The following is an 18,926-nucleotide window of genomic DNA, read 5'->3' as shown; positions in this document are numbered from 1 at the left end:
GACGAGGGCCTTGTTGTCGATCGTGTGCATGGCGTGATTTCCTTGGAGGAATGAAGACACCGGACATCCGGTGAATTCATTGGAAATGCTCGAGTGCGCTCGAAGTCAAGCGCCATGCACCGACCGACTGGCGACTCAGTTCCGGCCGGCGTTCGCCATGCCCTTGGCGACTTCGTTCGCGCCCTGGGCGGCACCGCTCTGCGGCACGGCCTCGCCTTCGCGCTCGGTCACTTCCGACAGGCGCGCGGCCAGCTGCTCGGGCGTGTCGGCGGCAATGCCCAGCCAGGCGCCCTGCGTCAGCGTGATGTGGGCCGCCTCGAAGGTGCCGGCACCGGCACAGAGGATGGTGCGGTTCGGCGCGTCCTGCGCGGCCAGCACCAGCATCGCGGGCACCACGGCCTCGGGACGGAAGGCCTCGAGCATTTCCTTGGGGAACAGGTCTTCGGTCATGCGCGTGGCGGCGGTGGGCGCCAGGCAGTTCACGCGGATGTCGTTCTTGGCGCCTTCGATGCTCAGCGTCTGCATGAGGCCCACCAGCGCCAGCTTGGCGGCGCCGTAGTTGCTCTGGCCGAAGTTGCCGTACAGGCCCGACGACGAGGTGGTCATCACGATGCGGCCGTACTTCTGCTCGTTCATGAGCGCCCAGACGGCCTTGGTGCAGTTCACGGCGCCCATCAGGTGCACGTCGACCACGAGCTTGAAGTCGTCCAGCTCCATCTTGGAAAAGCTCTTGTCGCGCAGGATGCCGGCGTTGTTGATCAGGATGTCGACGCGGCCCCAGGCGTCGACCGCCTGCTTGACCATGGCCTGCACAGCCTCGAAATCGGTCACCGAGGCGCCGTTGGCCATGGCCTCGCCGCCGGCCGCCTTGATCTCGTCGACCACCGCCTGCGCAGCGCTGACCGAGCCGCCGGAGCCGTCGCGCGCGCCGCCCAGGTCATTGACCACCACCTTGGCGCCGCGCGCCGCCAGTGCCAGCGCATGTTGGCGGCCCAGGCCGCCGCCCGCGCCGGTCACGATGGCCACGCGGCCCTTGAAGTCGATGGAGGTGCTGTTGCTGCTCATGAGGTCTCTGCTCGCTGTCTGTAGGGGGTGAAAAAAGGGTTGCCGACGGGCGGCAACCCGGCGTTTTACCTCAGTTCCCCGCCCCGTTTGCCGCCGGACAGCCCCGGCGGGAGTCACCCATGCGACGGCTGGACCGTGGCGCAGTACGCGACCAGCTGGTCGAGTTCGGCCGACTTGTCGAAGAAGGCATCGGCGCCCAGTTGCTGCGAGCGCTGGCGCATGTCGGCGGTGGCGTAGTTGCTGAGCACCACCACTTTCTGGTGCGGCGACCGGTGGCGGCAGGCATGGATCACCGCCAGGCCGTTGCCGCGCTGCAGGAACAGGTCGACGATGGCCAGGTCCCAGTCGCGCTGGTGATGGCTCAGCCAGTCGAGCGCTTCGTCAGCGGTGCTGGCCGAGGCCACCACGTGCGCATCCGCCACGTCCTCAAGAAAGCCGACGAGGTTCTCGCGGATCACGGGGCTGTCCTCGACCAGATAGGCATGGAGCGTCATGGTGAGTGTCCCGAATCCGAAGCTTGGCTGTGCATGACGCCATCTTCCGGGCTGCCCGCACGGGCGCGGTGAGCCGGACAGGCCAATGGCTGTAGGCCATCGGCCAGCGGCGCTGTCGGCGTGCGCCGCCCCGCTGCCTCAGGCCGCGACTGGCAAGCGGCCGGGGGCCATGCCCAGGCGCGCCGGCGAGACGTACTGCTCGCGGTAGATCTCGAAGGGCATGGTGTCGGCCGCCTCGATGCGCTTCTGCGCCTGGATCGACTCGGCCGTCATCTGCTCGAAGCCGGCCTGCTGCGCGGCCGTGAACGGCAGCGCGAGCAACGCGGCGCGGGTCTGCTCCGACTGGGCGCGCACGAAGCCGATGAACGAGTTGCCGTGCTGCTGCTCGACGGCCGCAAGCACGCGGGCCGACGGCAGGCTGTCGGGGTTCTCGAGGCCGGCCCTGGCGGCGCGCACCGCGTCGACGTGCTGCGTGCCGCCTTGCGCCGCGTCGAGCGCGGCGGCAATGGGCATGCACTGTTCGACCAGCTCCAGGCCCCAGTCGGTGAGCCCGACCTCGCGCCCGTCGCGGCGCAGCTTCAGGCCCGGCTCGCGGCCGCGCGCGGCCGTGAGGTGCTGGTTCTGCGCCAATTCGGCAATCTCTTGCGGGGTGTCGTCGGGGCTGTCGTTCAGCAGGCAGTGCAGCAGGAACACGTCGATGAAGCGCATGGTCTGCGCGTTGATGCCGACGGTCTCGAAGGGGTCGAGGTCCATCAGGCGCACTTCGACGTACTCCACGCCGCGCTCGCGCAGCGCATGCAGCGGGCGTTCGCCGGGGTGGATCACGCGCTTGGGGCGGATGGTGCCGTAGAACTCGTTCTCGATCTGCAGCAGGCTGGTGCCCAGCTGGTTGTAGTCGCCGCCCAGGTTGCGGATGCCGATGGCCTCGTAGGCCGGCCACGGACGCGTGAGTGCATCTTGCAGCGAGGCGCCGTAGCCTTCCAGGCTGTTGTAGCTCACGGCCAGCGACGCCTGGGCCTCGCTCTGGTAGCCCAGGGGGCCCATGCGCAGCGAGGTGCCGTGCGGCATGTACATGCTGCCGTCGCCCAGCGGCTGCAGCTCGTGCGGGCGGCCCGCGACAAAGCTCGAACACAGGGCCGGCGAAGCGCCGAACAGGTACAGCAGTAGAAAGGCCTGGCGGCGGAAGTTGCGGATGAGTGCGAAATACTCTTCGCTCGACACATCCGGCAACGACCAGTTGTAGTGAATGCCCGAAATGGTCTGCATGCGGCGGCCATAGCGGTGGCTCAGGCCCATGCGGTACACGCTCTTGGCGCGGCCCACGTTCGACGAGCCGTAGCGGCCGATCGGAATGGTCTCGTCGGTCGGCAGGCCGCAGGGCATGCTCGACACCCACAGGCGCTCGTCGCCGAGCTGGTCGAGCACGCGGTAGGTGAACTGGTGCACCCGCGTGAGCTCTTCAATGGCCGACTCCACGCCCGCGTGCACGCCCGTGATGAGTTCGAGCTGCGACTCGCTGAAGTCGGTCGTGATGTGCGGATGCGTGAGCGCCGAGCCCAGCGCCAGCGGATGCGGCGTGAGGGCCAGCTTGCCGTCGGGCAACGCGCGCAGGCTTTCCTTCTCGATGCCGCGACGCATGCCCTTCAATCGCGCGGCCGGGAGCGCCCCCAGCCTCTCCTGCAATCTGTTGCTCATGTTCTTATGACCCATCAATCTTCTGTGGGGCTGGAAGGTAGCACGGGCGGACTGGCACTGCTGAAGCAGGGAATCCCGCATCCGGCTATGCTGTTTTTTGCTACCTTTTTCATAGCTACCCTCTCAAATACCACGCGCATTCCAGTGCGGAACGGGGGGCAAACCTCAGGCCTTGGCGCGGCCCGCCGACAGGTCGATCTCTTCCGACTGGTAGACATGGATCGACGGCACGCCATCGGCCATGGCCGCGAGCGCCTTGGCGAAAGCACGCGACGCATCGACCCGAAAGTGCGCCTGCAACGCCGCCATGTCGCTCCAGCGCTCCACAAAGGTGAGCCGCAGCGGGTCTTGCACGTCGGTGGTGACTTCATGCGAAATGCAGCCAGGCTCGGCGCGCGAGCGCAACACGTGCTCCACGCTGATGGCCAGCATCGCCTGCAGGGTGTCGGCCTTTGCCAGCGCGTGTCCGATGACGAGGATCATGGCGGTCTCCTTCTGTGTCTCTGTCTGTCTCGTGGGTTGCTGCAGCGGCCCGCTTGTGCGTCAGCGCAGCACGCGCAGCAAAAAGGCGTTCAGGTCGGCCACTTCTTCCATGCAGACCGAATGCGCCATCGCGTACTCGTGCCATTCGACGGTGTAGCCCAGGGCGGTGAGCGCGTCGCGCGATTGCGTGGCGCGTGCCAGCGGCACCATCGGGTCTTGCCGGCCGTGGCCGAGGAACACCGGCGTGTCGTGGTTGGCGGCATGGCGCTCGGCCGCGGTGCTGGCCGCCAGCGGCAGCCAGCCCGACAGGCCGACGATGCCGCCCAGGCGCTCGGTATGGCGCAGGCCGGTCAGCAGCGCCATGGCGCAGCCCTGCGAAAAGCCGGCGACCACGATACGGCTGGCGGCAATGCCACGGGCCTTTTCATTCGCGATCACGGCCTCGATGGTGGCTTGCGAGCGGCGCAGGCCTGCGGCGTCTTCCTGCACATTGAAATCGGCCCCGGCAATGTCGAACCACGCCGGCATCTGGTAGCCGTTGTTCAGCGTGACGGGGATCACCGGCGCGTTGGGGAACACGAAGCGCACGGGGCCCACGGCCGACAGGTCGAGCTCGCCGGCAATCGGCACGAAGTCGTTGCCGTCGGCGCCCAGGCCGTGCATCAGGACCACCGTGGCGGTGGGGTTCGGGGCGGTTTCGATTTCGATGGGGGGACGGGACATGGTCAACGAAGGTATTCAGAATGCGAATGCCCAGACCTTAGCGCATTCGGGCGACCCGGGCCGCGGCGAAACGGCCGGTTGGCTGACTTGCACCTCGCAACATCCGGGCCCCGGCTGTCCTTGCCGTCGCAAGGGGGCGCCGGATGCAACACAATGGCGTTTCGCATGAAGACCCCCACCCCGCCCCTGAAAACCTCGCCGCCCCGCCCCGCCTTCGACAGCGAGGCGTTGCTGCGCGGCAGCGGGCTGCGCGTCACGCGCGCCGCCCAGACCGTGCTCGAGCTGCTCGAACACGGCTCGCAGCCGCTGACCCACGAGGAAGTGGCCGGCGCCTACACCGCCACCACGGGCGAGCCGCCCGACCGCGTCACGCTCTACCGCGTGCTCGACCGGCTGGTCGAGGCCGGCCTGTGCGACCGCCGCGTGGCCGCCGACCGGGTCAACCGCTTCGCACGGCACGTCGACACCGCCTCGGGCAACACCTTCGAATGCGACCAGTGCCACAAGGTGCTGGCGCTGCCCTCCGACCCCGAACTGCCCAAGGTGATGGGCCGGCTCGGCAGGGCGCTGCGCAAGCAGGGCATCGACACGCGGCACACGGCGCTCACGCTGCACGGCATGTGCGGCGACTGCGCGCGCTAGCTTCATCGCGCCGCGCGTGTACGTCTCCCGGCACCACCGCCAGCCCGACATCGGCGCGAGCCACGCGCTGATCGACGCGCATCCGCTGGGCGCCTGGGTCGTGAGCGGCGCCGACGGGCTGGTCGCCAACCACCTGCCCTTTCTGCTCGACCGCTCGCGCGGCCCGTTCGGCACGCTGCTCGGCCATGTGTCGCGCGCGAACCCGGTGTGGCGCCAGCTCGATGCATCGGCCCCGTCGGTCGTGATGTTCCAGGGGCCGCAGGCCTACATCACGCCCGGCTGGTACCCCGGCAAGGCCGCGCACGGCCAGGTGGTGCCGACCTGGAACTACGCCGTCGCGCATGCGCACGGCATCGCGCGCGCCATCGACGACGAGGCCTGGCTGCTCGACCTGCTCTCGCGCCTCACCGCGGCGAACGAGGCCGGCCAGCCCGTGCCCTGGCAGACCACGGACGCGCCCGAGGCCTTCATCCGCAAGCTGGCGCGCGCCGTGGTGGGCATCGAGATCCCCATCGACCGCCTCGAAGGCAAGCTCAAGGCCAGCCAGGACGAAGCCCTGCAGGACCGTCAAGGCACCGTGCAGGGACTGGCCGCCGTCGGCAGCGAGAGCGCATCGGCCATGGCACGGCTGGTGCAGCAGGCGATGCAGCCCGGCAGCGCCGGCGACTGAATCGCCCGCGCCCTACGCGTTCCACGACGGAAACGGATCAGGCAGGTTCTGCCACCACGACGGGCCGAAGCGCATCTCGTTGGGCGTGAGCAGGCAGGCATCGAGCCGCGCGCGCAGCGCCGCTTCGTCCATGCCGATGCCGATCAGCACCAACTCCTGGCGCGCATCGCCGGTGGCGTCGTCCCAGTTCTTGCGGATGAGTTCGAGCCCGTCGGGGTCGGTCGGCCAGTGTTCGCGCGGCACGGCCGCCCACCACAAGCCCGCCACGCCATAGCGGCAGGCACCGCCGGCCTGCGACCACGAACCCGCACGGGTCGGGCGGCTCGCGAGCCAGAAGAAGCCCTTGGAGCGCACCACGCCCTCCCACTCGCTCTGCACCAGGTCCCAGAAGCGCTTCGGATGGAACGGCAGGCGCGACCGGTACACGAAGCTGCGGATGCCGTAGGCCTCACTCTCGGGCACATGCTCGCCACGCAGTTCGGCCAGCCAGCCCGGCGCCTGCTCGGCCTGCTCGAAATCGAACAGGCCCGTGTCGAGCACGCGGTCGAGCGCGACGCGGCCGAACTCCGACTCCTCGATGCGCGCACGCGGGTTGAGGCTGCGCAAGATGGCCATCAGCCGCTCGCGTTCTTCGGCCGTCACGAGGTCGGTCTTGTTGACCACCAGCACGTCGCAGAACTCGATCTGCTCGATCAGCAGGTCGACCACCGTGCGCGTGTCTTCGTCGCCGAGCGACTGGCCGCGCTGGCCCAGGCTGTCGGACGAGCCGTAGTCACGCAGGAAGTTGAAGGCATCGACCACCGTGACCATGGTGTCCAGCCGCGCCACGTCGGCCAGGCTCTGGCCGTCTTCGCCCGCGAAGGTGAAGGTCTCGGCCACGGGCAGCGGCTCGGAGATGCCGGTCGACTCGATCACGAGCTGGTCGAAGCGCCCTTCCTTAGCGAGCCGCTTCACCTCGATCAGCAGGTCTTCGCGCAGCGTGCAGCAGATGCAGCCGTTGCTCATCTCGATCAGCTTCTCGTCGGTGCGCGACAACGCGGCGCCGCCTTCGCGCACCAGCGCGGCGTCGATGTTGACCTCGCTCATGTCGTTGACGATCACCGCCACGCGGCGGCCCTCGCGGTTGTGCAGGATGTGGTTGAGCAGCGTGGTCTTGCCGGCGCCCAAGAAGCCGGACAGCACGGTGACGGGAAGGCGATCGGCCATGGAAGACTCGTTCTTCAAATGCAATGGAGTTGCATTATATGGATTGTCGCAACTTGGTTGCATTTATATCGCCACACACATCCCGACCGCACACTCGCTTTACCATCCGACGCATGACCGACTTTTCCGCCTTCGTCGCCCCGCCGCCCTCCGACGCGCCGCACGCTGCCGTCGTCGAGGCCGCGTCGGCCTGCCTCGACCGCTTCACGGCCGCCTTCAACGCCGCGGACACGCGCGGCATGGACGCCGAGCTGCACTTTCCGCACACGATGCTCTCGGGCGCGCGGCGGCTCGACTGGCCCGTGCCCGGCCAGCACCCTGCCGATTTCTTCGACACGCTCAAGGCCGGCGGCTGGGCCCGCACGCAGTACGAAAAGAAGGAGCCGGTGCTCGTGAGCCACGACAAGGTGCACTTCGTCGTGCACTACACGCGGCGCGATGCAGCCGGCGCGGTGCTCAGCACGCACGCCAACCTCTGGATCGTCGTGCAGGCCGAGGGGCGCTGGGGCATCGCCCTGCGTTCGTACTGATCTTCAAAGACAAGGACTACAAGGACCGTTTCCCATGTCCCTTTCCGCACTGCAACTCGTCTGGCCCTCGCCCGAGCACCTTCCCGGCTACATCGCTGCACTGGAGCGCGGCTGGTCGCCCAACAACCTGCGGGCCGAAGCCGGCCGCGAAGAGCTGGCGCTGATCCGCACCGACCCCGAAAGCTTTCTCGCCGGCCTCGTCGACCGCGAGGCCAAGGGCCCGCCCATCGCGCTGCCCACCGGCGGCACCGTGCCCCGGTTGCCGGGCTACCGACGCTGGCTGTGGGACGGCGAGTTCTGCGGCAGCATCCAGCTGCGCTGGCAGCCGGGCACCAACGCCCTGCCTTCGTACTGCCTCGGCCACATCGGCTACGGCGTGGTGCCGTGGAAAAGCGGCCGGGGCTATGCCACCGCCGCGCTGCGCGCGCTGCTGCCCGATGCGCGCGCCATCGGCCTGGACCACGTCGAGATCACGACCAGCCCCGACAACCTCGCCTCGCAGCGCGTGATCCGCGCCAACGGCGGCGTGCTGGTCGAGGAGTTCATCACCGAGCCCGGGCTCGGCGGTGCGCCCGAGCTGCGCTTTCGCATCGACGTGCGCGAACTGTCGTAGCGCGCCCTACATCTCGAACGGCTCGACCTGCCGCCCGTCGATGTCGGTGAAGCCGTAGGCACGCGCGAGGTCGCCCACGCGCAGCACCTGGCCGGTCTTGTCGAGCACCTGCGCATCGCCCGCCAGCGCGGCCACGGCGCGGCCCAGGTAGCGCGGCGATTCGGTGCGTGCCAGCGCGGGGCGCTCCTGCCAGTGCGCCTCGTCGGTCTTGTGGCCGGCGAGCACGAACTCGGTGCGCATCCAGCCCGGCGACACGGCCACCGAGGCCACGCCGTGCGGCTGCAGCTCCTGCGCGATGCCGAAGGCCAGCCGCGTCATCGACGCCTTGGCGAGGTCATAGAACAGGTTGCCGCGCAGGTAGTGACCGCGGTCCCAGAAGGTGGTGGTGACGATCAGGCCCCGCTTGCGCGCCACCATGCCCGGCGCGGCGCAGCGGCTGGCCACGAGGTGGTTGCGCACGCCGCGGTCGAACATCGAATCCCAGTTGGCGAGCGGGTGCTCCCAGAACGGTGCCTCGAAGACACCCGTGAAGGTTTCGTGGCCGCCCCAGGCGTTGTTCACGAGCAGGTCGAGCCGGCCCTGCTCGCGTTCGACGCGCGCGAACAGCGCGGCCACCTCGTCTTCCTTCGTGTGGTCACAGGCCACGGCGATGCCGCGCCCGCCGAGCCGCGTGACCTCGTCGGCGGTGTCGTCGATGGTGCCGGGCAAGGCGGCCAGCTCGGACAGGGCCAACAGCTGGCCGTAGCTGTCGGCCGGCCGTGCGCGGGTGCTGCGACCCGTCACGTACACGGCGGCGCCGGCCGCGCCCAGTTCCTGCGCAATGCCACGGCCCGCGCCGCGGCTGGCGCCGGTCACCACGGCCACGCGGCCCGCCAGCGGGCGGTGCGCGGCGTCAGGGGTGGAGGGGGCTGCTGTCATTTTTTCGTTGCTCCTTCTTTCGATGAGGGTCCTTTGGCAGGACAAGCCCCCACGATAGGCCGGCCTCAGCGCGCCGTCTTGGAAGAAACCGAAACCCTGCGCCCGAGGAATTCGGTGGGCGTCACGCCGCACAGGGCGCGGAACTCGTTGACGAGGTGCGACTGGTCGTAGAACCCGTGGTCCAGCGCCATGTCGGCCCAGGCCGGCGCGCTGTGCAAACGCAATGCGCGCAGGCAGGCATGCAGCCGCGCGAGCCGGCCCCAGGCGCGCGGCGACAGCCCGACGTGTGCATGAAAGAGCTGCTGCAGCCGACGCTCGCCCACGCCGACGGCGTGCGCGACCTCGCGCAATGCCTGGCGCCCGTCGGCAGCGGCGATGAGCCGTGCGGCGTGCATCGCTGCGGCCGGCGGTGCGCTGTCGCCCGCCTTCTGCAAGCGCTTCATCAGCGCCTGCTGCAGCAGATCGGCGCGTGCGACATCGCCGCGCACTTCGGCCATGCGCGCGAGCAGCGTCGTGCCCTCGCCGCCCCAGAGTTCGTCGAGGTGCACCGCGCGGCCCGCGATCTCGCCGGCCGGCACGCCGAGCAGCGCGGCTGCCGCGCCGGGGCGCAGCGCCACCGACAGGCCTTCCACCGTGTCGCGCATCCGCACCACAGCCGGCGCGGCGAAGGCACCGATGGCTTCGACCGCCTGCCCCGGCGCGTCGTCGGCCGAGGGCGCATCGCCGAAGTTGAAGACCAGCCGGATCGCGCCGTCGGGCAGCACACGCTCGCGCATCTCGTGGCCGGGCGCGAAGGTCTCGCGGTACATCATCAGGTGCGAGACATGCGACTGCAGGGCCGGCGCAACCGGCAGCACATGCAGCGTGTCGTCGGGCACGCCCGACTCCGGCCCGTGCAGCGGGTCATCGTGGAGCCGGAGAAAAAGACGTTCGCCCATGGCGGTCGATTGTGAGGAAAAACCCGCTGCCGCGCGACCCGGCCCGATGGTTCGACAATCGGCCGGCTCCCGCTGCTCATCTTTCGTTCGCATGCCCGACTCCGCCCTCCCCGTGCTCTATTCGTTCCGCCGCTGTCCCTATGCGATGCGGGCCCGGCTCGCGCTGGTGGCGAGCGGACAGCGTTGCGAGCTGCGCGAGATCGAGCTGAAACGCAAGCCCGCCGAGATGCTCGCGGCCTCGCCCAAGGGCACTGTCCCCGTGCTGGTGCTCGACAGCGGCGCGGCGGTGCTGGAACAGAGCCTGGACGTGATGCTGTGGGCGCTGCGCCGCCACGACCCGCTGCGCTGGCTGACGCCGGAGCGCGGCACGCTCGATGAGCTGCTCGCGCTGGTTGCCGCCTGCGACAACGGCTTCAAGCCGCTGCTCGACCGCTACAAGTACCCGGCGCGCTACCCCGCGTCCGAAGGCTCGGCACGCGACGAGGGCGCACGCTTCCTGCAAGGGCTCGAAGACAGGCTCGAGATGTCGGCACAGCTGGCCGGCGCGCATGCCACGCTGGCCGACGCGGCGCTCATGCCCTTCGTGCGCCAGTTTGCGATGGTTGATGCGGCCTGGTTCGACGCGCAGCCTTGGCCACGCCTTCAGGCCTGGCTGTCGGACTGGATCGCGTCGGACCTGTTCGCGCGCGTCATGACCAAATACGCGCCCTGGCAGGCGGGCGAACCGGGTGTGAGCTTTCCGGCGGCCTGATCAGTAAACGTCGCGGCGGTAGCGGCCCTCAGCGATGAGCGCGTCCATGCCGCTCTCGCCCAGCACCTCGGTCAGCGCCGCATCCACGCCCGGCGCCATGCCTTCGAGGCTGCCGCACACGAAGACGATCGCGCCCTCCTCCTCCACCCACTGCTTCAGCGCTTCGGCGGCCTCGCGCAGGCGGTCCTGCACGTACACGCGCTGCGCCTGGTCGCGCGAGTAGACGAAGTCGGAGCGCGCCACGAGGCCGCCGGCCTGCCATGCCGCAACCTCGTTCGCGCCGAAGCCGTCGTGCGCGGCGTGTCGCTCGCCGAACACCAGCCAGTTGCGGCCGTGCCCGCGGCGTGCGCGTTCGCGCAGCAGCGCGCGCAGGCCCGCGAAGCCCGAGCCGTTGCCGATGAAGACACAAGGCCGCGCATCGTCGGGCAGCGCGAAGCCGGGGTTGGCGACAAGGCGCAGCGCGAGTTCCGCGCCCATCGGCGCGCCGACCGTGAGCCAGCCCGAGGCCACGCCCAGGCCGTTGTCGTGCCGCGCCTGCCGCACCAGCAGCTGGACGGCGCCGTCGGACGGAATCGATGCGACCGAGTAGCTGCGCGGCGCGGGCGCCGGGGCGCCGTCGTCGTGCATCTGGCGCGGCACGATCTCGACCAATGCGCCAGGCACCCAGCTCGCTGCGTCGCTGCCGTCGACGCGCCGCAGTTCGATCTCGAACAGCGGATCGCCCTGGCTGCCCGCATTGAGCAGGCGCCGGCCATCGAGCCGCCAGGCGTCGAAAGCCGGTGCGGTCGACACAGGCCACGCCGCATCGCGCACCCCGAAGGTCTCACGCAGCGCGTCGTGCCAACGTGCGAGCGCGACCGGGTCTTCGCCGTCGACTTCGATCATGGGGAACATCGGCTGCGCGCCCTGGTTGTGCAGATCGTGGTCGAGCTTGCGGCCGAAACCGCAGAAGGTTGCGTAGTTGCTGTCGCCGAGTGCGAGCAGGCCGTAGCGCAAATGGCGCAGACCTGGGCCGCTCTGCCGCGCGAACGCACGGGCAAAGGCACGCGCGCTGTCGGGCGGATCGCCCTCGCCGAAGCTGCTCGCCACCCACAGCACCTGCCGGAAATGCAGCAGCGCATCGGCGCTCAACGCGGATACGGGCCGCACCACCGCCGCAACGCCGGCGGCTTGCAGCGCACCGGCTGTCTGCAGCGCGAGGCGCTCGGCATGGCCGGTCTGGCTCGCGAAGGCGACCAGCACCTGGCCCGCATCACCCGAGGTGGCGGGCACGGCGGCCGCATCGAGCCGCGCACGCTCGGCGCGCACGGCCTTCGCGGTGCGGCGGCGGCCGAGGTACATCATCCAGCCGCTGATCGCGAAGAGCGCAAGCCCCAGACTCGTGAGCATCATCACAATGCGCCCCGGCAAGCCCCAGTAGGTGCCCATGTGCAGCGGATAGATGCTGTTCACGAGACGGCCGGCGAGCGGCTTGTCGGCGTAGCGTTCGTGGCGCAGCGTCTCGCCGGTCGCCGCGTGCAGGTACAGGCGGTTGCGCGCGCGCTCGTGCTCGGGGTTCGTGCGCAGGTAGTTGGCCTCGACCTGCGCCCCGTTGCGCGCCGGCAGCCGCAGAGTGACCTGGGTCCAGTCACCGCCCGTGGTGTCGCCGAAGGCTTGCCAGACGCGCGCCAGGTCGAGCGTCACCGGGGCATCGGCCGGTGCGCGTTCGACACGCATCACGCGGGCTTCACCGGCTGCGCCGTCGACCACCTTGCGCAGCGCGTCGAAAGCCCAGTACATGCCCGTGGTGGTCGACACCACATAGGCCAGCAGCGCGACGGTACCGACCACCGCATGCAGGTTCCACAGAAAGGCGCGGCCGCGCAGCGCGAAGTCGATGCGCAGCCACTGGCGCCACGCGAAGGGGCGGCGCGGCCAGCGCAGGTACAGGCCCGACAGCGCGAGCAGCAGCAACAGGCCGGCCAGCGAGCCGGTGATGGGCTTGCCGTCGTCGCGCGGCAGCAGCATCCAGCGGTGCAGCTCTTCCACGAACTCGAAGAAGTGCTCGCCCACGGGCTCGGGCAGCAGCGCGCCGGTGGCGGGATCGGCGAAGCGCGTCTCGCCGCGCCGTTCGCCGGGCGGCGGCGCGAAGCCGACGCGCGCGGGGCGCCCGGGCTCGGTGAACACGGTCAGCGTCGCGATGCGGCGCCCGGGCGAGTCCGCCTGCAAGCGCGCGAGCAGCGCGGGCGGTGCCAGCGGTGCGGCCAAGGCCGCCGGGATCGGGTTCAGCAGGTCGGTGATCTCGGCGCGGAACGACAGCGTCGCGCCGCTCAAACCGATGACGACCAGCACGCTGCCCGCCGTGATGCCGATGAACCAATGGATCTGGAACCAGACGCGACGCAGCAAGGCCATGGGAAACGAGGAACGAAAGGAAGAAGAAAAAGAAACGAAGTCCGGAGCGCTCAGCGTCGATCAGGGCAGCAGCAGGGATTATCGATGAGAGAAGTTCTCATTTGATAGCAGTCTCCTGGCGCCCGCGTCCCTAGGATGACCTCCAGAGCGTTCCATTTCGAAACGCCAGTCAGGGAGGAAATTCATGACTGCCGATGCGCATTCGGCGCCGAAATCCATGCTGTACGAAGGCCATCCGCTGAAAACGGCGGGGCGCCTCGCGCTTGGCGTGTTCGCCTGGACGGCCTTGATCCCGCTCGCAGGAGTTCTCGGGATGTGGCTGGACCAGTCGTTCTTTCATTCCAGCGAGGCCACGCGCGTCATCGCGTATGCGATCGAGGGCGTGCTGATCCTCGCAGCCGCTCTGGTCTATTGGCACTGCGTACCGAGCGCGCCAGACTGGGGCCGGCGCGCGATCTACCTCGTCAGCTTCGCGCTGCTGCTGGCCGGCATCGGCTACGTGGCCCTTGGCGTCACTGTCGCTCTTGTGCTGATGCTCTGGAGTTGAGCCGAACCCGCCTCCGCTACCCCTTCACCGCCGCCGCCGACGCCCGCTGGATGCACTCAATGAAGTGCTGCGCCGCCGGCGTCGACGGCTGCCCGCGCCGGCGCACCACGCACACGTTCAGTATCGGCATCGTCTCGCGCACATCGACGCGCCGGATGCCGTGGCGCTTGAAGCTGAGTCCGGCGAGCGGCTCGACGAAGAGGCCGATCAAATCCATGTGGCCCACCAGCGCGAGCGCCACGGTGACCGAGTGGCCCTGCAGCACGCGCGTGGGCGGCGACAAGCCGAGCGGGGTGAACAGCGGCGCCACGGCGTTGGTGCCGCCATGGTCGTCGCCGGGCAGGACCCATTCGGCGGCATAGAGATCGTGCAATGACCGCGCATTGCGCAGCGGATGGCGCTCGCGCAGGCCGACCACCAGTTGCACCGGGAACAACTCGAGCGCCTCGAACTGCGGATCGAGCGTGCCGGGCACGACGTGCGCCACCGCAAAGTCGAGGTAGCCATCGCGCAGCCGCGCGAGCATCCACGGCAGCACGGCTTCGCTGAACTGCACGTCGACCGCGGGCAGGCGCGTGTGGAAGTCCTTGAAGGCGGCGGGCAGCACGGTGAGCGCGAACGAGGCGCTCACGGCCAGTGAGACCGAGCCGGTGGCGCCGTCGCGGATCTGCGCAATCTCGTCGCGGGCGCGTTCCATGTCGGCCAGCAGCAGCCGTGCACGCGGCGCGAAGGCCAGGCCGAACTGTGTGAGGCGCACGCCCTTGACGCTGCGCTCCACCAGCGGCGCGCCGACCTCGCGCTCCAGCTCGCGCACGATCTTGGTCACGGCCGGCTGCGAGATGCCGAGCACGCGCGCAGCGGCGCGGATGCTCATCTGCTCGACCACGGCCACGAAGGCATGCAACTGATTGGGCTTCATCTTTGGAGTGACAACCAAAAGTTATCGTTGACGCCCAATTATTGTCTTTTCATGACAGCTGCGAGTCTCTAGCATCCGCCGCGGTCAAGGCCCGACGCGGCCTGCGCCCTTGAGAACACACAGGAGACACATGAACACCCGCGCTTCCCAGCCCTCGCCCACATCCCCTTCGTCGCCTGCACGCCGGCGCCAGACCATCGTGGCCACGACCATCGGCAACGGGCTGGAGTTCTTCGACTTCACCGTCTACGGCTTTCTCGCACTGGTGATCGGCAAGCTGTTCTTCCCGACCTTCACCTCCTACGGCCAGCTGCTGCTGACGGTGGCGAGCTTCGGCGTCGGTTTCATCATGCGGCCGCTGGGCGGCATCATCATCGGCGCGTACGCCGACCGCGCGGGCCGCAAGAAGGCCATGACCCTCACGATCTTCCTGATGGCGCTGGGCTGCGCGCTGATCGCCTTCACGCCGACCTACGCGAGCATCGGCGTCGCGGCGCCGGTCGTGATCGTGCTGGCGCGGCTGATCCAGGGCTTCTCGGCCGGCGGCGAAGTCGGCGCATCCACCACGCTGCTCGTGGAGCACGCCACGCCCGCCAACCGCGGCTACATGGCGAGCTGGCAGTTCGCGAGCCAGGGCCTGGGCGTGATGCTCGGCGCCGTGGTGGTGGGCGCGCTCACCTTCTCGCTGACGCCCGAGGCCATGCAGAGCTGGGGCTGGCGCGTGCCGTTCGTGCTCGGCATGCTGATCGCGCCGGTGGGCATGTACATCCGCCGCCACCTCGAAGAGTCGCTGCACATCTCGCCCGAAGACGCGAAGGCGCCGCGCGAAAGCAGCCTGAAGATCGTCTGCACGCAGCACGGCAAGACGGTGCTCGCCGCCATCCTCGCGCTGGTGGGCGGCACCACGGCGGCGTATGTGGTCACCTTCTACATGCCGACCTACGCGGTGCGCGAACTGGGCCTCACGCCGTCGGTGGCGCTGTTCGGCGCGGCGCTCACGGGCCTGCTGTCGTTCGCGCTCGCGCCCTTCGTGGGCAAGCTCTCGGACGTTGTGGGCCGCAAGCCGCTCATCCTCTGGAGCCGCATCGTGATGGCGATCCTGATCTATCCGGGCTTTCTTTGGCTCAACGCATCGCCGACGCCCGTGGTGCTGTTCGTGGTGCTCGGCGTGCTGAGCATCGGCCTGGTCGTGCAGACGGTGCCGGGCATCACGATGCTGCCGGAGATGTTTCCCAAGCGCGTGCGCGCCAGCGGCATGTCGCTGGTCTACAGCGTCGGCGTGGCGCTCTTCGGCGGCTTCGCGCCCTTCATCAGCACCTGGCTGGTCAACGCCACCGGCAGCAAGCTCGCGCCGGCCTTGTACCTGGTGGCGATGACGCTGGTGTCGCTGCTGGGCCTGCTATGGCTGCGCGACCACACCGGCCGCGACATCGACGCAGCCAACGCCCACGCGCCCGCCTGATACCGTCTTCAATCTTCCCGCCTTCATGCACAGGAATCTTCCCGCCATGTCCCAGCCTGCCACTGCCGCCACCCGCCATTTCTCGGGCACGTATGTCGAAGCCCGCGCCAAGTTCCTCGAGGCCGCCGCGGCGCGCGGTGCCACCATCGAATCGTTCGTGCACCCCACGCACCGCGGCGCGCTCGGCGAAGAACTCGCCACCGACGTCGCGCTGATCGGCGCGGCCGACGCCAAGAAGGTGCTGCTCGTCACCTCGGGCACGCACGGCCCCGAGGGCTTCTGCGGCTCGGGTGCGCAGGTGGCCACGCTGAACGACGCCGACCTGCTCGCGCGCCTCGACCGCGCGGGCGTCGCGCTGCTGCTGGTGCATGCGGTGAACCCGCACGGCTTCTCGCATCTGCACCGCACCAACGAAGACAACATCGACCTGAACCGCAACCACATCGACTTCAGCGCGCCGCTGCCGGTGAACGCCGCGTACGCCGACGTGGAGCCGCTGGTGCTGCCCGCCAGCTGGCCGCCGACGTCCGCCGACGACGCGGCCGTGGCGGGCTACATCGCCACGCACGGCATGACGGCCTTTCGCGCAGCCGTCACGCGCGGGCAGTACACCTCGCCCGACGGCCTGTTCTACGGCGGCACCGCGCCGTCGTGGAGCAACCGCACCATCCGCGCCATCTTGCGCGGCTATGCGGCCTCGGCCACGCACCTGGGCTGGATCGACGTGCACACCGGCCTGGGCCCCTACGGCCACGGCGAAAAAATCTACCCGGGCCGCAACACGCCCGAGGACCTCGCGCTGGCCCACGCCTGGTGGGGTGCCGACGTGTTCGCGCCCTTCGCGGGCGACTCGGCCTCGGCCGACGTGTCGGGCCCGGTGATCTCGACCGCGTACGACGAATGCCCGAACGCGCGCGTCGCGCCCATGGGCCTCGAATTCGGCACGCTGCCCGACCTGGAAGTGCTCGATCGCCTGCGCGCCGACACCTGGCTGCGCCGCCATCCCGAAGCACCCGAATCGCAGAAGCGCGAGATCCGCCGCCGCCTGCGCGACGCGTTCTACTGCGACAACGACGAGTGGAAGGGCATGGTGCTGGGGCAGACGCGCGTGGTGCTGCTGCAGACCCTGCAGGGCCTCAAGAACGCCTGACCCGGCGGGCTTCGGCTCAGCCGAAGTTCGGCGCGCGCTTCTCGCGCAGCGAGGCCACGCCCTCGCGCACGTCGGCGCCCGCGAAGCCCATGAACTCGAGCGCCAGCGAGGCGTCGAAGGTCGGCCCGGCCTGGCGCAGCCAGTTGTTCAGCGCGTACTTGGTGAAGCGGATCGCGCTCTGGCTGCCGGCCGCGAGGCGGTCGGCGATCTCGTAGGCGCGCGGCAGCAGGTCGGCCTCGTCCACTGCCAGCGACACCAGGCCGATGCGCTCGGCCTCCTCGCCACTCACCGGCTCGCACAGCAGCAGGTGGTACTTGGCCTTGGCCATGCCGCACAAGAGCGGCCACACGATGGCCGCGTGGTCGCCCGCCGCCACGCCCAGGCGCGTGTGGCCGTCGACGATCTTCGCGTTCTTCGTGGCGATGGAAATGTCGGCCAGCAGGCCCGCCACCAGCCCCGCGCCCACGGCCGGGCCGTGCATGGCGCTCACGATGGGCTTGTCGCAGTTGATGAGGTTGTAGACGAGGTCGCGCGCTTCCTTCCATACGCGCTGGCGCACCGTGTCGTCGGTGGTCATGTCCTGCACCATGCCCAGGTCGCCGCCGCCCGAGAACCCCATGCCCTCGCCGCGCAGCACGGCGCAGCGCACCGTGTCGTCGGCCGCCACGTCGCGCCAGATTTCGGCCAGCTCGCGGTGGCCGTCATGGCCGGCCGTGGGCAGCTTGCCGTTGGCGGCGCGCATCTGGATGTCGAGCACGGCGCCGTTCGCGCCGCGGCGCGTGAGGGCGAGGGTCTGGTAGCGGGTGTAGTCCATGCGTGTGTCTCCGCCCCGCACGCACGGCCATGGCGCGGGGACTTCGTTCGATGAAGGAAGAGAAGGAAAGGCCGGAGGCCTATTTTTGCGCGGCCAGTTCGCGGCAGCGCTTCAGGTTCGCGTCGAAACGCGGCGCCAGGCCCGGCTCGCAGACGTCGTCGGCGGGGTTCAGCTTGCACATGCCGACCACCGCGTAGTCCATGACGGCCGCCGTGCACATCGGGTAGGCGGCCAGTTCGGGGTTGGCCTTCACCTTGAAACCCCAGCGCTCGGAGAACTGCACCATGCGCGTCATCGCGCCGAGGAAGAAGCTGCGGTCCTTCGCGGCGACGGCCGCTTCCATGCGCGGCAGCTCCTCGTTGAGGTAGCCGACCGAGTCCATCGGGAAGCCGGCGGGGTCGGGCTGCGGCTGCGCGAAGGCCGCGGCGGCCACCAGGGCCAGCGAGGCGCCCACGCAGGCGCGTCGGAACGAAAGGAAAAAGGCGGAACCGGTGGGCAGGTGGCGGTATGGCATGGCCTGCGATTCTGCAACGTTTGGAAGCATTTTTGCGCGCCGACCGATGCGCGCACGCGACGTTTTCAGGCCGCTACCGACCTTCCCGCGCGGCGCGGGACAATGGCCGCTTCCGTTTTCCCTTGCAAAGACCCCCATGGCCCGACGCCCCCAACGACAGCTGCGCACCATCGAGCGCGGCATCCTCTGCCTCCTGATCGGCGTCGCCGTGCTGCTGGGCCCGCGCTTCCTGCAGGGCACGCGCTGGTTCGACATGGTGGCCGGCGCGTACATCGTCGGCTGGTTCGCGCTCGCGCTGGGGGTGGCGCTGGTCGGCGTCGGCCTGTTCCAGCGCGGCAAGCCGGACCGCTGAGATCCGGCTTCAAGCGCTCAGTGCGCGGCGGCTTTCTTGCCGCGCA

General features: G+C 69.5%; 21 protein-coding genes. 9 read left to right on the top strand and 12 right to left on the bottom strand.

Annotation, left to right across the window (positions count from 1 at the left end):
* Positions 1 to 135: 135 nt before the first annotated feature.
* The 5 genes from AAG801_RS29155 to AAG801_RS29135 all read right to left on the bottom strand — a co-directional run bounded on the left by AAG801_RS29155 (position 136) and on the right by AAG801_RS29135 (position 4,460).
* Complete coding sequence (locus AAG801_RS29155) at positions 136 to 1,065, bottom strand: SDR family NAD(P)-dependent oxidoreductase (protein ID WP_341891529.1); 930 nt, start codon at positions 1,063 to 1,065, stop codon at positions 136 to 138.
* A 113-nt stretch (positions 1,066 to 1,178) separates the two neighbouring features.
* The gene (locus AAG801_RS29150) at positions 1,179 to 1,559 is read right to left on the bottom strand and encodes a response regulator (protein ID WP_101489547.1); all 381 of its coding nucleotides are present in this window, start codon (positions 1,557 to 1,559) and stop codon (positions 1,179 to 1,181) included.
* A gap of 138 nt (positions 1,560 to 1,697) precedes the next feature.
* Positions 1,698 to 3,254 carry a glutamate--cysteine ligase gene (gene gshA, locus AAG801_RS29145; protein ID WP_101489546.1) on the bottom strand — a complete coding sequence of 519 codons (1,557 nt, stop codon included), beginning with the start codon at positions 3,252 to 3,254 and terminating at the stop codon, positions 1,698 to 1,700.
* Between the two features lie 165 nt (positions 3,255 to 3,419).
* Positions 3,420 to 3,737, bottom strand: coding sequence for a putative quinol monooxygenase (locus AAG801_RS29140; RefSeq protein ID WP_341891528.1), 318 nt, complete (start codon positions 3,735 to 3,737; stop codon positions 3,420 to 3,422).
* Positions 3,738 to 3,797: 60 nt separating this feature from the next.
* Positions 3,798 to 4,460, bottom strand: a complete 663-nt coding sequence (locus AAG801_RS29135; protein ID WP_101490274.1) for a dienelactone hydrolase family protein — start codon at positions 4,458 to 4,460, stop codon at positions 3,798 to 3,800.
* 165 nt (positions 4,461 to 4,625) lie between these two features.
* On the opposite strand from AAG801_RS29135, the gene AAG801_RS29130 reads away from it, so the two are divergent.
* Entirely contained in the window at positions 4,626 to 5,102 is a 477-nt protein-coding gene (locus AAG801_RS29130; protein ID WP_341891527.1) for a transcriptional repressor, read from the top strand.
* Between the two features lie 16 nt (positions 5,103 to 5,118).
* Positions 5,119 to 5,772, top strand: coding sequence for an FMN-binding negative transcriptional regulator (locus tag AAG801_RS29125; protein ID WP_341891526.1), 654 nt, complete (start codon positions 5,119 to 5,121; stop codon positions 5,770 to 5,772).
* Between the two features lie 12 nt (positions 5,773 to 5,784).
* Here AAG801_RS29125 and zigA read toward each other — a convergent pair whose 3' ends face one another.
* On the bottom strand, positions 5,785 to 6,978 hold the full coding sequence (gene zigA / locus AAG801_RS29120) for a zinc metallochaperone GTPase ZigA (RefSeq protein WP_101489543.1): 1,194 nt from the start codon (positions 6,976 to 6,978) through the stop codon (positions 5,785 to 5,787).
* A gap of 113 nt (positions 6,979 to 7,091) precedes the next feature.
* Between zigA and AAG801_RS29115 the strand changes: the two genes are divergently transcribed.
* Together AAG801_RS29115 and AAG801_RS29110 are read left to right on the top strand one after the other, a co-directional pair.
* Positions 7,092 to 7,508 carry a hypothetical protein gene (locus AAG801_RS29115; protein ID WP_341891525.1) on the top strand — a complete coding sequence of 139 codons (417 nt, stop codon included), beginning with the start codon at positions 7,092 to 7,094 and terminating at the stop codon, positions 7,506 to 7,508.
* 34 nt (positions 7,509 to 7,542) lie between these two features.
* Positions 7,543 to 8,121, top strand: a complete 579-nt coding sequence (locus AAG801_RS29110) for a GNAT family N-acetyltransferase (RefSeq protein ID WP_341891524.1) — start codon at positions 7,543 to 7,545, stop codon at positions 8,119 to 8,121.
* A gap of 6 nt (positions 8,122 to 8,127) precedes the next feature.
* On the opposite strand, the gene AAG801_RS29105 is transcribed toward AAG801_RS29110, so the two are convergent.
* Together AAG801_RS29105 and AAG801_RS29100 are read right to left on the bottom strand one after the other, a co-directional pair.
* Complete coding sequence (locus tag AAG801_RS29105) at positions 8,128 to 9,039, bottom strand: SDR family NAD(P)-dependent oxidoreductase (RefSeq protein ID WP_341891523.1); 912 nt, start codon at positions 9,037 to 9,039, stop codon at positions 8,128 to 8,130.
* Between the two features lie 65 nt (positions 9,040 to 9,104).
* A complete protein-coding gene (locus tag AAG801_RS29100; RefSeq protein ID WP_341891522.1) occupies positions 9,105 to 9,977 on the bottom strand; it encodes a helix-turn-helix transcriptional regulator in 873 nt (290 codons plus the stop codon).
* 91 nt (positions 9,978 to 10,068) lie between these two features.
* Between AAG801_RS29100 and AAG801_RS29095 the strand changes: the two genes are divergently transcribed.
* Positions 10,069 to 10,728, top strand: coding sequence for a glutathione S-transferase (locus AAG801_RS29095; RefSeq protein ID WP_341891521.1), 660 nt, complete (start codon positions 10,069 to 10,071; stop codon positions 10,726 to 10,728).
* Here the strand turns inward: AAG801_RS29095 and AAG801_RS29090 are convergent, their stop codons facing one another.
* Positions 10,729 to 13,122 carry a sulfite reductase flavoprotein subunit alpha gene (locus tag AAG801_RS29090; RefSeq protein ID WP_341891520.1) on the bottom strand — a complete coding sequence of 798 codons (2,394 nt, stop codon included), beginning with the start codon at positions 13,120 to 13,122 and terminating at the stop codon, positions 10,729 to 10,731.
* Positions 13,123 to 13,306: 184 nt separating this feature from the next.
* Between AAG801_RS29090 and AAG801_RS29085 the strand changes: the two genes are divergently transcribed.
* Complete coding sequence (locus AAG801_RS29085; RefSeq protein WP_341891519.1) at positions 13,307 to 13,669, top strand: hypothetical protein; 363 nt, start codon at positions 13,307 to 13,309, stop codon at positions 13,667 to 13,669.
* A 16-nt stretch (positions 13,670 to 13,685) separates the two neighbouring features.
* Here the strand turns inward: AAG801_RS29085 and AAG801_RS29080 are convergent, their stop codons facing one another.
* Positions 13,686 to 14,588, bottom strand: a complete 903-nt coding sequence (locus AAG801_RS29080) for a LysR substrate-binding domain-containing protein (protein ID WP_341891518.1) — start codon at positions 14,586 to 14,588, stop codon at positions 13,686 to 13,688.
* Between the two features lie 130 nt (positions 14,589 to 14,718).
* Between AAG801_RS29080 and AAG801_RS29075 the strand changes: the two genes are divergently transcribed.
* Both AAG801_RS29075 and AAG801_RS29070 read left to right on the top strand, forming a co-directional pair.
* The gene (locus tag AAG801_RS29075) at positions 14,719 to 16,050 is read left to right on the top strand and encodes an MFS transporter (protein ID WP_341891517.1); all 1,332 of its coding nucleotides are present in this window, start codon (positions 14,719 to 14,721) and stop codon (positions 16,048 to 16,050) included.
* A gap of 46 nt (positions 16,051 to 16,096) precedes the next feature.
* On the top strand, positions 16,097 to 17,200 hold the full coding sequence (locus AAG801_RS29070; protein WP_341891516.1) for a M14 family metallopeptidase: 1,104 nt from the start codon (positions 16,097 to 16,099) through the stop codon (positions 17,198 to 17,200).
* A gap of 16 nt (positions 17,201 to 17,216) precedes the next feature.
* Here the strand turns inward: AAG801_RS29070 and AAG801_RS29065 are convergent, their stop codons facing one another.
* Together AAG801_RS29065 and AAG801_RS29060 are read right to left on the bottom strand one after the other, a co-directional pair.
* Positions 17,217 to 18,014 (bottom strand): enoyl-CoA hydratase/isomerase family protein, encoded by a 798-nt coding sequence (locus AAG801_RS29065; RefSeq protein WP_341891515.1) that lies wholly within the window; start codon positions 18,012 to 18,014, stop codon positions 17,217 to 17,219.
* Positions 18,015 to 18,093: 79 nt separating this feature from the next.
* Positions 18,094 to 18,528, bottom strand: coding sequence for a hypothetical protein (locus tag AAG801_RS29060; protein WP_341891514.1), 435 nt, complete (start codon positions 18,526 to 18,528; stop codon positions 18,094 to 18,096).
* A 136-nt stretch (positions 18,529 to 18,664) separates the two neighbouring features.
* Between AAG801_RS29060 and AAG801_RS29055 the strand changes: the two genes are divergently transcribed.
* Positions 18,665 to 18,880 (top strand): hypothetical protein, encoded by a 216-nt coding sequence (locus AAG801_RS29055; protein WP_101489529.1) that lies wholly within the window; start codon positions 18,665 to 18,667, stop codon positions 18,878 to 18,880.
* The last annotated feature ends 46 nt before the right edge of the window (positions 18,881 to 18,926 follow it).

It is taken from the genome of Variovorax sp. YR752 (genome assembly GCF_943372545.1).
The sequence above is the reverse complement of the archived record's forward strand: the minus strand, read 5'-3'. Positions and strand labels throughout refer to the sequence as shown.

What these genes read in the sequence shown, in the direction of transcription:
- AAG801_RS29070 (WP_341891516.1), top strand. Translation starts at nt 16,097, where the DNA reads ATGTCCCAGCCTGCCACTGCCGCCACCCGCCATTTCTCGGGCACGTAT.
- AAG801_RS29105 (WP_341891523.1), bottom strand. Translation starts at nt 9,039, where the DNA reads ATGACAGCAGCCCCCTCCACCCCTGACGCCGCGCACCGCCCGCTGGCG.
- AAG801_RS29100 (WP_341891522.1), bottom strand. Translation starts at nt 9,977, where the DNA reads ATGGGCGAACGTCTTTTTCTCCGGCTCCACGATGACCCGCTGCACGGG.
- gshA (WP_101489546.1), bottom strand. Translation starts at nt 3,254, where the DNA reads ATGAGCAACAGATTGCAGGAGAGGCTGGGGGCGCTCCCGGCCGCGCGA.
- AAG801_RS29140 (WP_341891528.1), bottom strand. Translation starts at nt 3,737, where the DNA reads ATGATCCTCGTCATCGGACACGCGCTGGCAAAGGCCGACACCCTGCAG.
- AAG801_RS29085 (WP_341891519.1), top strand. Translation starts at nt 13,307, where the DNA reads ATGACTGCCGATGCGCATTCGGCGCCGAAATCCATGCTGTACGAAGGC.
- AAG801_RS29065 (WP_341891515.1), bottom strand. Translation starts at nt 18,014, where the DNA reads ATGGACTACACCCGCTACCAGACCCTCGCCCTCACGCGCCGCGGCGCG.
- AAG801_RS29155 (WP_341891529.1), bottom strand. Translation starts at nt 1,065, where the DNA reads ATGAGCAGCAACAGCACCTCCATCGACTTCAAGGGCCGCGTGGCCATC.
- AAG801_RS29110 (WP_341891524.1), top strand. Translation starts at nt 7,543, where the DNA reads ATGTCCCTTTCCGCACTGCAACTCGTCTGGCCCTCGCCCGAGCACCTT.
- zigA (WP_101489543.1), bottom strand. Translation starts at nt 6,978, where the DNA reads ATGGCCGATCGCCTTCCCGTCACCGTGCTGTCCGGCTTCTTGGGCGCC.
- AAG801_RS29095 (WP_341891521.1), top strand. Translation starts at nt 10,069, where the DNA reads ATGCCCGACTCCGCCCTCCCCGTGCTCTATTCGTTCCGCCGCTGTCCC.
- AAG801_RS29055 (WP_101489529.1), top strand. Translation starts at nt 18,665, where the DNA reads ATGGCCCGACGCCCCCAACGACAGCTGCGCACCATCGAGCGCGGCATC.
- AAG801_RS29150 (WP_101489547.1), bottom strand. Translation starts at nt 1,559, where the DNA reads ATGACGCTCCATGCCTATCTGGTCGAGGACAGCCCCGTGATCCGCGAG.
- AAG801_RS29115 (WP_341891525.1), top strand. Translation starts at nt 7,092, where the DNA reads ATGACCGACTTTTCCGCCTTCGTCGCCCCGCCGCCCTCCGACGCGCCG.
- AAG801_RS29060 (WP_341891514.1), bottom strand. Translation starts at nt 18,528, where the DNA reads ATGCCATACCGCCACCTGCCCACCGGTTCCGCCTTTTTCCTTTCGTTC.
- AAG801_RS29080 (WP_341891518.1), bottom strand. Translation starts at nt 14,588, where the DNA reads ATGAAGCCCAATCAGTTGCATGCCTTCGTGGCCGTGGTCGAGCAGATG.
- AAG801_RS29135 (WP_101490274.1), bottom strand. Translation starts at nt 4,460, where the DNA reads ATGTCCCGTCCCCCCATCGAAATCGAAACCGCCCCGAACCCCACCGCC.
- AAG801_RS29090 (WP_341891520.1), bottom strand. Translation starts at nt 13,122, where the DNA reads ATGGCCTTGCTGCGTCGCGTCTGGTTCCAGATCCATTGGTTCATCGGC.
- AAG801_RS29075 (WP_341891517.1), top strand. Translation starts at nt 14,719, where the DNA reads ATGAACACCCGCGCTTCCCAGCCCTCGCCCACATCCCCTTCGTCGCCT.
- AAG801_RS29130 (WP_341891527.1), top strand. Translation starts at nt 4,626, where the DNA reads ATGAAGACCCCCACCCCGCCCCTGAAAACCTCGCCGCCCCGCCCCGCC.